Annotated in this window: 10 protein-coding genes and 1 tRNA gene; 7 read left to right on the top strand and 4 right to left on the bottom strand. The window is 46.0% G+C overall.

Annotated features, from left to right (window positions below):
• Positions 1 to 10: 10 nt before the first annotated feature.
• Genes PVA46_RS06070 through tgt form a run of 4 tightly spaced genes read left to right on the top strand, consistent with a single transcriptional unit; the run spans position 11 to position 3,480 of the window.
• A complete protein-coding gene (locus PVA46_RS06070) occupies positions 11 to 862 on the top strand; it encodes an ABC transporter ATP-binding protein (protein WP_167695860.1) in 852 nt (283 codons plus the stop codon).
• Positions 863 to 865: 3 nt separating this feature from the next.
• Complete coding sequence (locus tag PVA46_RS06075) at positions 866 to 1,675, top strand: hypothetical protein (protein ID WP_167695861.1); 810 nt, start codon at positions 866 to 868, stop codon at positions 1,673 to 1,675.
• A 45-nt stretch (positions 1,676 to 1,720) separates the two neighbouring features.
• Positions 1,721 to 2,356: a hypothetical protein gene (locus PVA46_RS06080; RefSeq protein WP_167695862.1), complete on the top strand. Its 636-nt coding sequence runs from the start codon at positions 1,721 to 1,723 to the stop codon at positions 2,354 to 2,356.
• Complete coding sequence (gene tgt / locus PVA46_RS06085; RefSeq protein WP_167695863.1) at positions 2,353 to 3,480, top strand: tRNA guanosine(34) transglycosylase Tgt; 1,128 nt, start codon at positions 2,353 to 2,355, stop codon at positions 3,478 to 3,480. The genes PVA46_RS06080 and tgt overlap by 4 nt, the downstream gene beginning before the upstream one ends.
• 26 nt (positions 3,481 to 3,506) lie before the next feature.
• Here the strand turns inward: tgt and PVA46_RS06090 are convergent, their stop codons facing one another.
• The gene (locus PVA46_RS06090; RefSeq protein ID WP_167695864.1) at positions 3,507 to 5,039 is read right to left on the bottom strand and encodes a hypothetical protein; all 1,533 of its coding nucleotides are present in this window, start codon (positions 5,037 to 5,039) and stop codon (positions 3,507 to 3,509) included.
• Positions 5,040 to 5,071: 32 nt separating this feature from the next.
• Positions 5,072 to 5,536: a hypothetical protein gene (locus PVA46_RS06095; protein ID WP_167695865.1), complete on the bottom strand. Its 465-nt coding sequence runs from the start codon at positions 5,534 to 5,536 to the stop codon at positions 5,072 to 5,074.
• A gap of 175 nt (positions 5,537 to 5,711) precedes the next feature.
• On the opposite strand from PVA46_RS06095, the gene PVA46_RS06100 reads away from it, so the two are divergent.
• The gene (locus PVA46_RS06100; RefSeq protein WP_212603856.1) at positions 5,712 to 6,878 is read left to right on the top strand and encodes a cysteine desulfurase family protein; all 1,167 of its coding nucleotides are present in this window, start codon (positions 5,712 to 5,714) and stop codon (positions 6,876 to 6,878) included.
• A 109-nt stretch (positions 6,879 to 6,987) separates the two neighbouring features.
• Positions 6,988 to 8,136, top strand: coding sequence for a class I SAM-dependent methyltransferase (locus PVA46_RS06105; RefSeq protein ID WP_167695867.1), 1,149 nt, complete (start codon positions 6,988 to 6,990; stop codon positions 8,134 to 8,136).
• A 13-nt stretch (positions 8,137 to 8,149) separates the two neighbouring features.
• Here PVA46_RS06105 and PVA46_RS06110 read toward each other — a convergent pair whose 3' ends face one another.
• Complete coding sequence (locus tag PVA46_RS06110) at positions 8,150 to 9,766, bottom strand: type 2 periplasmic-binding domain-containing protein (protein ID WP_167695868.1); 1,617 nt, start codon at positions 9,764 to 9,766, stop codon at positions 8,150 to 8,152.
• A gap of 59 nt (positions 9,767 to 9,825) precedes the next feature.
• Positions 9,826 to 9,897, bottom strand: a tRNA-Cys gene (locus PVA46_RS06115).
• A gap of 187 nt (positions 9,898 to 10,084) precedes the next feature.
• Here PVA46_RS06115 and tyrS point away from each other — a divergent pair.
• Positions 10,085 to 11,488, top strand: a complete 1,404-nt coding sequence (tyrS, locus tag PVA46_RS06120; RefSeq protein ID WP_167695869.1) for a tyrosine--tRNA ligase — start codon at positions 10,085 to 10,087, stop codon at positions 11,486 to 11,488.
• Positions 11,489 to 11,494 lie beyond the last annotated feature (6 nt).

Consider the following 11,494-nt stretch of genomic DNA (forward strand, 5'->3'; position numbering starts at 1 on the left):
CGAGGTTACTATGCTTACAATCAAACAGCTCTCTTACCGCTATCCAAAAGGCAAGAAGACGCTTTATAAAAATCTGGATATTACCTTTTCTCCGGGTGAAATTTACGGGCTCATGGGGCAAAATGGCGAAGGAAAAACCACGCTCCTCAAGCTTGTTGCCGGACTTATCGAGCCACGTGATGGACAAATTACTTGGTGCGGTGAACCTATTGGCGGGAGACATTTTCTTAAAGATCTCTTCTTTTTACCCGAGGAGACTGACCTTCCACCCCTCTCGCTCCAAAAATATATGAAACTCTTAGCCCCGCTCTACCCCAAATTTTCCATCTCCTTATTTGAAGAGATTGCGCAAAAATTTAACCTAGAAACCAACAAGGTCATGCATAAAATGAGCTTTGGACAGAAAAAGAAATCGCTTATTGCCTTGGGATTAGCCACCCAATGCTCCCTGATGATTTTGGATGAGCCAACCAACGGATTAGATGTACAAAGTAAAGCCGTTTTACGCGACCTGCTTATGCAGATGCAAAATCCCAATCGTACGATTATCATCTCCACCCACCAAGCACGCGATCTCCAAGAGATTATCAGCGGACTTACTATCTTACACGAGAATCGTGTCGTCTTTAACCACACCTTAAGCTTTATGCAACAACACCTTGCTATCTCTACCGAGACAACCCAAGAGAGCTTTCATCAATCGCAACTCGGGGGCATACAGCAGAGTTTGATTGCAAATACTTCTGGGCAAAAGAGCCACTTAGATCTTGAATTTATCTTTCTTGCCGCCACCAATGGTAGTCAAAACATTCAACGCTACCTCGCACAACAAGCATCACAAACCCCCAGTATAGGAGTCTAAAACATGTCAAATATTACGGAACGTACCCAAGGTGAAGATGAATTTGCTATCTTTTGGGATTACTTTAAATTACGTTTCACCCTCTACCTTAAAGAAGAGAGCAAGCTCCTCTTGGGGCTCTTGCTCTTTGTGCAACTTAGCTACACTATCTCGCTTTTGATGCAAATCAATATGGGTGCAACCGATATCATGAACGATGCAAGCCTCTTCTTCCTGCCCTTTCTTTGGACATTCTCCGCAAGTACGATTTTTGCCAAAGAGCGTAAGGCTTCGCGTAGTATCCTTACCCTGACAACGCCCATTAGTGGCTACCATCGTTTTACGATTGCGGTCGTGCTTGCCCTTTTTCTTATTCCGGGAATCAGCGTCTTGCTTACGCGTATTATCTACCTTCTTAACATTGGCATTGCGGCAATCCTCGTTCCCAATAAAGAAGGGTTCGATAATGCCTACAGCTTGCTTACCTTAAGGCAACTTTGGGATCAAATACAAATTCCCATTTCACCTGCCTTTGGTTGGTTTTTACCTGTCTCTATCTATTTCTTTGCTGCCAGCGTAATTCGTCGCTATGTTTTCATTAAAGTGATTCTCTTTTTGTGGCTCTTCTCGATGGTCGGGATCATCCTCTTGCTCTTTTTTACGATAGCAAATATCCTCAATGAGCAAAGTATGGAGCGCTTTGGTGAATTTTTCCTTCGATTTGGTGAATTTTACTTAACCCGTCCCCTTCTCTTCAACCTGATGGGATTTGCCATTAGTTTTATCTTCCTAACCTTCGCCTACTTTAAGGTGAAAACCTTACGTGTTGCTTAAGTTCTTTGATACAAAATATTGATCTGGAGAAAAAAGGAGAATCCCATGAAAACGCGAAAAATCAGTAAAGGATGGTTGCTTAGCCCTATTATCATTGCAACGATTATCTCCCTATTAACGATGACCTTTCACTGGACGGATCTCAATATGGGCTTTCAGCTTACGCCATCGATGCTCCGCTATATGCGTCAGCCAGCTAGCGTACGCCTAGATTACACCCAACTCCCCGAGGCGCTCATCTTGCAAGGCAATGTGGATTTACGCATAGAATCTGGGGAGGAGTTCGCCATATGGGTCTCGCCCTTTATCGCTTACTTTGCCGAAATTCGTCAAACCGATAGAAGTCTCACCATTCGTACTAGCCATGCACCTGCCAATCGCAACCTCACCGAGATGATTCGCATTACCCTACCAACAGATAATCTTATGCCAAGCGACATCACCATTACCGGTAATAGCCAATTTTCCTTAAAAAATCTCCAGATCCAACACCTCAACCTTACGTCTGTCGGCAAGCAAATCGGAACAATTACGCACTCTCAGATGCAACATCTTACCTTATCCCAGATGGGTGTATTAACACTTTATGCCGAAGAGAGTAAAATTAGCCACAGCACCACTCGCTCGCTTGGACGTATCCAAGACCATGAGCAAATTTTATCATCAGGAGCTACCTCGTGAAGCAACATTTTACCGTTATTCACACCGACGGACAAGCGCGCCTAGGCACATTATCTCTCCCGCAGGGCGATGTCGCTACGCCCGTTTTTATGCCAGTGGGCACGGTGGGTACCATGAAGGCGTTGCATCATCGTCGCTTAGAAGAGCTTGACTATCGCCTTATCCTTGCCAACACCTATCATCTTTACCTACGCCCTGGCTTAGAGCTCCTGGAGAAGATGGGTGGGTTGCCTCAATTTAGTACGTGGGATAGAAATTTTCTCACCGACTCAGGCGGATTTCAATTTTTTAGTCTCTCAAAATTTGCTAAATTCACCGAAGAAGGTGTCAAATTCAGCTCGCATATTGACGGCTCTAAGCACTTCTTTACCCCAGAAAAGGCTATCCAAGCGCAGAACATCATCGGCTCGCACATCAAAATGGTGCTAGACGTCTGTACCCCGCCCAACATCACCGAGAAAAAAGCTTATCAAGCGCACCGCACCACCGTCGATTGGGCAAAACGTTGTCAAAAAGAGTGGCAAGCCTCGGGTGAGCAAGGCCTTCTCTTTGGTATCACACAAGGAAATTTCTATAAAGATCTCCGCAAATTAAGTATCGAAGAGTTAGCTGCCCTCGACCTCCCTGGGTATGCGATTGGCGGATTGAGTGTGGGTGAAGAGAAGCAAGTATTTGAAGAATTCGTTCACTATAGCACCCCCCTACTTCCTGCCAATAAACCGCGTTATGTTATGGGGATAGGCACGCCCGACTATATTTTACAGGCCGTAGAGGCTGGGGTTGATATGTTTGACTGTGTCTACCCTACCCGCGTAGCGCGTAACGGTGCAGCGATGAGCTTTGATGGCTTACTCTCACTTAAAAACGAACGCTATGCCCTCGACAACAATCCCATCGACCCCGACTGCACCTGCTCGGCTTGCCAACGCTATAGTAAATCGTACCTCCGCCACCTCATCAAAGCCAAAGAGATCAACGCACTCACCCTCCTTACCGATCACAATCTCACCTTTATGAAGCGCTTTATGAACGAGGTACGTGCGTCGATTAAAGAGAACCGTTTTGCTCTCTACAAACAAGCCTTTATGGATCGATACTACCAATCATCGCATAAGGAGTCTTAGGGTAAAAACCGCAAAGTATGCTGATATTATCCTTGCCGTTGTAAAAGTTGCTCCTCTACCAGCGCTTGCCAGACCTGCGATTCGCTCTTTGAGCCTTGATGTTGACTATGACGCAGGCGATGGAGTAATAGGGTAAGGTGTTCGGCGTCAAAGAGGCGTAAGGCGCGTAATTGCTTACTCGTCTTTTTGGCATTTTGATACATCAATGATGCGTCAATAAAGATCCGCACACATTCTATCAAGAGCCAAGCGAAGTATTCACGGTAATAGCTATCGAGCATCGAGAGCTTTTTGAGCGCCTTCGCGTAGTAATGCGTGGCGCGTTGCCACTGTTTTCGCCCTAAGGCTAACTCTCCGCGTAGTAAGTAATAGCCAAAAGGAATGCGCGCACTACCCACAAAGATCAGTCGGGTACGATAGGTGATAGAGATGCCGTGCAGGTGCATGTCGGCAAGGGCATATTGACGCGCTTGTAACTGATAAAAAATACGTACAAACTGTGCCGACAAGATGGGGCGTTCCCCTAAAAAGAAGAGTTCGGCTCCGTAACGTTGCCAGAGATCGGGAAAGTCGTAGTGCAGCTGACGTTGGTGAGCTTGAAGCGACTGGTGATGCAAGCGCACCGCAAGACGATGCAATTCGCTCATTCCGCTGTTGATGTAGAGTAAAAAACTATGGTCAACAAAGCTATAGAGGCGAAATTTTTGTTGATACCACTCACGCTCGGTGTAGATATCTTGTATATGATGTTGGGTTGCGTAGAGGATACGCGCCAAAATCGCTAAGGAGTGGTTGGAGGTAAGCTCTTGGTAGAGTTTGTCGGCGTAGCTATTTTTCTTCTCTTTGATAAAGTAGAGCAACAAAAAGGCCTGGTTAATTTCATCTAAAAAGGCGCGCTCACGAAAGAGCTTCTTGGCGATACGCTGTGCGGTGCGCTTGTTGCCAAAGAGCTCTTCGAGTTTAAATTGAAGTACCAAGTCGCGCGTGGGGAGTTTAGCTTTCGACCAATACGTACGATAGAGGTGTAAGACTTGGGCAAAATTTTCCTGTCGAATCAGTAAATCAACATACAAAGAGAAGAGATAGCTATTCTCCCGATGATACCCCACCTCGATCAATTGCTCTAAATAACGACGAGATTCGTCATGATGTTGCGTATAATAACAAAAAATCGCATACTCACTCTGCCAACTAAGCTCTGGTTGTAAGGCAATAGCGCGTCTCAAGTAGCGCAAGCCAATCATCGGCTGTCCAGCTACCTCGTAAGCATAGCGCGCAATCATGTAGAGAAACCACGCATCATGCGCAAAATCCTCTTGCATAATCAAGGCGTAGGTCTCTTTCATGTCGATGGGGTTGTGATAAACAAGATAGCGCGCAAAGTGATACCACACCGCCCAATACTCTAACTCATGGCGATCAACCTGCTGAAGAAAATCGAACGCCCGCCGATGCTCCTTACTATCCAACAGCATCGCACAGACGTGATCCCGCAGATGCTTACCCCGTAGTAAATGCACATAGTCGTCCAAGTATGTCGTAATTCGCTTTCTTATCACTGGCGTAACCTATCCACGCCACCGGCGTAGCATCACTCCTTTCCGCTCTCCATGAGCGCGCCATCGGCAACCCACTGACGCCAACTCTTCTGCTCCCTTTTCGGGAAAAGTACGATGTGATGAATACGCATTAGTGCAATAGAGGGGTAAATAAAGAGCGCATAACCTATCGCCATAGTGAACCATTGCATGATCCCCGTACCTAAAAGCATGGGCATGGTAAGCACCCAGAGAATTGAACCCAATGAGGCGTTCCAGCGATGGTACTGTTGCATCGAATCACTAAGCTCATCCTCATACCTAGACTCTTTCAGTGAGATAGCTCCGGCAATCGTGATGGTTAAAAAGAGGATAACAAAGATCCAAAAACCCACAGCATCTATCCACGATCGCCCTGATCCCATCAACCCATAAAGGAGATTCATCAACGTGCCCAGTATCCCTATGCCCATATAGAGACCAGCAAAATAATCACTATTGTGCCAAATTTTTCGCATGTACCCTCCTAATTTCTCCCCATTCCTTCCCTTAAGCATACCACAATCCTACAAAAATTACAAGTTTCTCCATTTTTTAGGGCGAGTCTCTTGAAGATTTTTGGCTTTTAAAGTAATATGAAAATAGCAAGATAGTTATAAATCTTGCAAGATGATAAGAGGAGCCTTGACATTTATGAACAATAACGATATTTATTTAGATAACAACGCCACCACCCGCCTGTGCGATGAGGCCTATGAAGCCATGCAACCCTACCAGCAAGAGTATTTTGGTAACCCCAACAGTCTACACAACACGGGGCGTATTGCCCACCGCGCCTTAGCACAGAGCATGCACGAGCTCTATCAGCTCTTTGGGGCAGAGGATCGAGATGACATCATCATCACCAGTTGTGCAACCGAGGGTAACAATAGCGTGCTCATGAGTGTGTACTACCAATTTATCCACACCGGCAAGAAAAAGCGCATTCTCTCCACGCAAGTAGAGCATCCTTCGGTGGCGCATACGCTAGAATTTTTAGAGTCGCTTGGCGCAGTGGTTGAATTTATCCCCGTCAACGAAGAGGGTTTAGTCACTCCCGAAGCACTCCGCGCCATGATGAGCGACGATGTCGCCCTTGTGAGCGTAATGTGGGCAAATAACGAGACGGGTCTGCTCTTTCCCATCAAAGAGCTTGCCTCTGTAGCGCACGAGCATGGCGCGCTCTTTCATAGCGACGGTGTACAAGCCATTGGCAAGACCCCTGTCGATCTCTCGGATGCGGGTGTCGACTTCTTCACCTTCTCGGCACACAAGTTCCATGGGCCAAAGGGTATTGGTGGGCTCTTTATTCGCGGGAAGACCCAGTTTACCCCACTCTTCCACGGTGGTGCGCAGATGGGTGGTCGTCGTAGTGGAACGGTTGCGATCCCTTTAGTTGTCGGCATGACCGTCGCTTTACGCGTGGCAGTCGCCAATCTTGAGCAAAATATCATCAAGATGGCACACTTGCGCGATAAACTCGAGCGCGGTCTTCTCCAACTTGCCGACATCACGATTGTCGGAAAAGACTCTCCGCGTACGCCAAATACCTCGCTCATCAGTTTTAAAGGCGTAGAGGGCGAGGCATGTCTATGGGATCTTAACGAGCGTGGCATCGCAGCCAGCACCGGTAGTGCCTGCAGTAGCGCCGATCTTCAAGCCAACCCCACCTTCCGCGCCATGAAGATCTCCGCCGATTTGGAGCATACGGGCATTCGCTTTAGCCTATGTCGTTACACCACAGAAGAAGAGATCGATCGTACCATCGAGGCAGTGCACGCCATTGTGGCACGCTTACGCGAAATTTCGATCGCTTATTAAGTTGAGTAAAGAAAAAATCTATTTTATTCTGCGCCAAAGGGTTCACTCTTTGGCGTTCTCTTCTCTATTACTTGATTTTTACCTCTAATCTTACGATACTCATACTATCATGTACCAGAGATTTTTGCAAGAATTATCGCAACACCAACTGCACCAGATCCATAAAATTCTCTTTCATCTCGATAAAAATGAGGTAAAAAAAGTTCTCATCCGTCCAATTTTACTCAAAGATATCCCGATGTGGCAGATCGAAACAACGCGAGCAGAAAAAGTCTACCATCAAAATATCGCACACGTTGAGCTGGTTTCGTATCTTTATCAATGTATGCAAGAGTATATTTGTAAACAAATTACGATGACAACTGCCAGCCAAATTTATCACTATCGGCTAACCAAAAAAGGGAAAATCCTCCACTACGCCGAAACAAATCAACAGCAAAAAGCCCCTGAGATGGAGCATAATCGCACCAAAAGCTATCTGCTAGAAGAGGGTATGCCGATTCACGCATTAGTAGATCTGGGCATTTTCGATGGTAACTTTCGCATTAAAGCTAGCGCCAAAAAGAAATTTAGACAGATCAATCACTTCCTTAGCCTCATCGTCGAAAGCATCGAAACAGATCAGCAAGAAGCGCTCACCATCATCGACTTTGGATGCGGAAAGTCCTACCTCTCCTTTCTCGTCTACTACTACTTTGTCTTTATAAAAGAGATCGAACTCACCATGATTGGCTACGATCTCAAAGCCGATGTGGTCGAGCAGTGCAATCTGACGGCGAAAAAGTACGATTATCAGAACCTCCACTTTATTCACGGCGACATCGCCAAAGCGAGCCATGATCACGGCAAGGTTGATGCGATGATCACGCTCCACGCCTGCAATGTGGCGACCGATTATGCTCTACACTACGCCATCACCCACCAGATTACGCATATCTTCTCAGTGCCCTGTTGCCAACACGAGATCGCACAACAGATCGCCCCGCCTGCATCGTGGAGCTTTCTCTTTCAGCACGGATTACACAAAGAGCGCCTCTCTGCCCTCTTTACCGACGCCATTCGCTGTGAAATTCTACGTACCATGGGGTATCAGGTTGACGTAATCGAATTTGTCGAGATCGAAAACACGCCCAAAAATGCCCTCATCCGCGCGAAATTAACCCATCCCACGCACCATTTTACACCAACACCCGCATTACAGACCTTCCTAAAGGAATTTCATCTCAAGCCCACGCTCGTTCGTCTACTAACCGAATAAGATAACATACAAACTAGCAAGTGGGATAATTCATCTTCTCTAGCTTTTCGATATTTTTTCTAATAAGCTGATTTTTTACTGCCAAAGCACCCTGCGCGCTATTGGCACTCTCTCTGAACGCCTCTAGTTCGACAAGCATTTGTGCATAGCTAGGTGCACGAATCATGCGTACTACAGCTTCATTACGCTCTTGTAAATAATGTTTCCAAACCCGCTCTTCGGCGCTTCTAAAAGGAAGTTCGGTCTGCTCAAGGGCAAAACAAGGAGTCATTTTATCCCTTGTCCAAGCAAAAATTTGCTTCATCTCTGGAGCCAAGGTATCACTATAACGCAACTTCCAATTACCTTCTTCTAACCAAATTAACTCACGGATAGCGCTCTCTTTTTGATAGTTTAAGGGATCACGAGCACGCCACTGCTGATACTCTGGAGTAAAGCGGTAAAGACCATCGTCATCTAAAAAATAAGACTCCCCCTCTACCCCCAATGTTGCAGTTTTATGACCCTCTTCAGTCATGAGATAAGTAATGAGCTGCATAGCCCGCTCTTTGTGTTGAGAATTTTGGGTAACATAGGTTAATGTCCAACCAGCTAGTCCCATCTGATACATGGTTGGAGGATCAAGATTACGATTAGCCGGTCCATCTACAGCGATATAATGCTGTTGTGGATCGCGCTTATAATTTTGAATAATCGCAGGGGTCGTTCCAAACAATCCAGAGGTCAACAAAGCAAAAAATTTACCCTCCGCCACCCCATCATAGATATGCATATTATTAAAGGAAAAATTATCATCAATAATCAATCCCTCTTGATAGGCCTCGCGTAATACATTCACCCAGCGTAAATACTCTTCATCAAACACCCCCTCATAATATTGACTATCAACAATACGAGGAACAGCTAAAAACATCAAAAGCACATCAATCACGGATCCACCTTTACTCAAGCCTCTAATAACTAAAGGCGCAGTTAAATTGGCATCAAATGCTTTTGCACCCCTTAACGCGGCCAAAAATCCATCGGGAGTGCGCATATCAGGAGAACCAAGAGCTTGATAAATATCAGCACGTACAATAAGACCTTCCCCACCGATCATGACAACATTGTCGCCAAAAAAGTCATCATAATTGCTCGATAAGCTAGGATAACCATAGATATTTCCATCTGCTTGCTGGTACCACGCCAAAGAATCTGCACGCGCTACTTCATAAAAATAAGGATCATAAGCATCAGCCAAGAGATTCAAAGGTACCGCCCACTTAGTCGCGTACTCATTAAAATGGAGCTTATTATCCATCGTGATAATATCTGGTAACTCACCAGAAGCAAAGAGTAATTGCAGTTGATCGTCATCCCCTACCAAAAAGTGAATCTGTGTTTTTGTATCCAATAAGATCTTTTTCGAGACTAAATCATGCCCACTGCCCTTCATGGGAAATGCAGGAATATTCACATACCAAGTAATTACTCCAGACTCATCCATTAAATGATAGCTCGGTTGTCCAGCATCTATAGAAAAACGACTCCTCGGAAGCTCTCGTTCATGTAAAGCATCGTCATTCTCTCCTCGAGTACATCCAACCAACAACATAAACCCCAACACTATAAACGCTCTATACTTCCACATCTACTTAATCCTTAGATTAAAAATAAAAATCAACCCCACAAACGAGAGGTTGATCACAAAGGCGTCGATGGGATTCGAACCCACGCATGAAGGTTTTGCAGACCTCTCCCTTACCACTTGGGTACGACGCCAAAAATCGTTACATATATCACATAACGTGCTTATTATACACAAAACGCCCCACTCTGTAAAGCCCTATCGCGATAAATTTATCACAAAGTATGTGCAAGGGCGCGCTTTCCCCTTGATAAAAGTTGCGCCCTTGGCTATAATAGTGGCATTACTCTATATCTTATACAGACAAAAAAGGGGACTCGTATGAAAGAAACTCTCTTTACCGAGCTACACCAACGCGGATTTTTTAATCAGTGCACCAACGAAGCCGGATTGGCAAAGGCTATCCTAGAGCATCGTGAAAAAAACCTCCCTTTTGCTGTCTATCTGGGCGTAGACCCCACTGCAGAGAGTCTGCATATCGGGCACACCTTGCCTCTCTATATGCTTAAACATTTGCAAAATATCGGCTTAAAGATCATTGTGATCGTTGGAGGAGGCACCGCGCGCATTGGTGATCCTTCGGGCAAAAGTTCGGCGCGTCCCATTCTCACCCAAGAGAAGATTGAGAGTAATGCCCAAAAAATCAAAACACAGGTGATGCGCTTCTTTGCCGACGATCCTGATGTGACCTTTGTGGATAATGGAGAGTGGCTCAACGAGTTGCGTTATATCGACTTTTTACGCGATATCGGCAAGCATTTTAGCGTCAATCGCATGCTTAGTTTCGATACCTATGCCTCACGCTTAGAGAGTGGCTTGAGTTTTTTGGAATTCAACTACCAACTCCTTCAGAGCTACGACTTTGCGCAACTCTTTAGCCATCATCACTGTAAACTACAAATCGGTGGGCAAGACCAATGGGGCAACATCATCTCTGGCGTCGATCTCATTCGTCGCCTACATGGGGAAGAAGTCTTTGGCTTAACCTGCCCGCTCATCATGACCTCCAGCGGTCAAAAGATGGGCAAGAGCGAAAATGGCGCTATCTTTTTAGACGCTAGCCTCACCTCGCCTAGTGAATTCTATCAATATTGGCGTAACTGTAGCGATGCCGATGTGGAACGTTACCTTAAACTCTTCACCTTCCTCCCCTTAGAGATTACGCAAGCGTTGACTAAAGAGAAGAGCGTAGAAGCAATCGCCGTTGCCAAAGATCGCCTTGCCTATGAGACCACCAAACTGATTCATGGGGAAGACGTCGCCCAACAGAGCCAAGAGCAGAGTCGAATTCTCTTTACTCGCTTCTCTGAACCACTGGGTCAAAAAGAGCGCGAAGATCGGGTAAAACATATCGTGAAAACAGCTATTGGTGGAGCACTCCTAGCCACCATAACAGGAGGCGTGGGGCTTGCCGGGGCCATTGTCGGTGCTGCCATTGGTAAGGCAACCAGTAGTAAAAGTAGCTCAGGTGGTATCGCCTACAGCACCCTATCTACCGCGGATCTCGCGAAAGAGCTTACCCTTGCCGATCTCTTTGTGCAGGCAGGTCTTGCCAACAGCAAAGGGGAGTATCGCAAAAAATTAGTTGCGGGAAAAGCTGCCTACTGCAACGAAGCGCTCATTACCGAAGCCGATGCGCCCATACATGCCGATCTCTTTATCGATGGCGCGATCCTTTTACGCGCTGGCAAGAAGCGTTACTATATCTTTGTCTTAGAAGCATAAGGAGCT

The organism is Entomospira culicis (assembly GCF_028748145.1).
Classification (GTDB): domain Bacteria; phylum Spirochaetota; class Spirochaetia; order WRBN01; family WRBN01; genus Entomospira; species Entomospira culicis.

Coding starts and splice junctions, on each gene's coding strand:
- PVA46_RS06070 (WP_167695860.1), top strand. CDS start 11: ATGCTTACAATCAAACAGCTCTCTTACCGCTATCCAAAAGGCAAGAAG.
- PVA46_RS06075 (WP_167695861.1), top strand. CDS start 866: ATGTCAAATATTACGGAACGTACCCAAGGTGAAGATGAATTTGCTATC.
- PVA46_RS06080 (WP_167695862.1), top strand. CDS start 1,721: ATGAAAACGCGAAAAATCAGTAAAGGATGGTTGCTTAGCCCTATTATC.
- PVA46_RS06095 (WP_167695865.1), bottom strand. CDS start 5,536: ATGCGAAAAATTTGGCACAATAGTGATTATTTTGCTGGTCTCTATATG.
- PVA46_RS06100 (WP_212603856.1), top strand. CDS start 5,712: ATGAACAATAACGATATTTATTTAGATAACAACGCCACCACCCGCCTG.
- PVA46_RS06105 (WP_167695867.1), top strand. CDS start 6,988: ATGTACCAGAGATTTTTGCAAGAATTATCGCAACACCAACTGCACCAG.
- PVA46_RS06110 (WP_167695868.1), bottom strand. CDS start 9,766: ATGTGGAAGTATAGAGCGTTTATAGTGTTGGGGTTTATGTTGTTGGTT.
- tyrS (WP_167695869.1), top strand. CDS start 10,085: ATGAAAGAAACTCTCTTTACCGAGCTACACCAACGCGGATTTTTTAAT.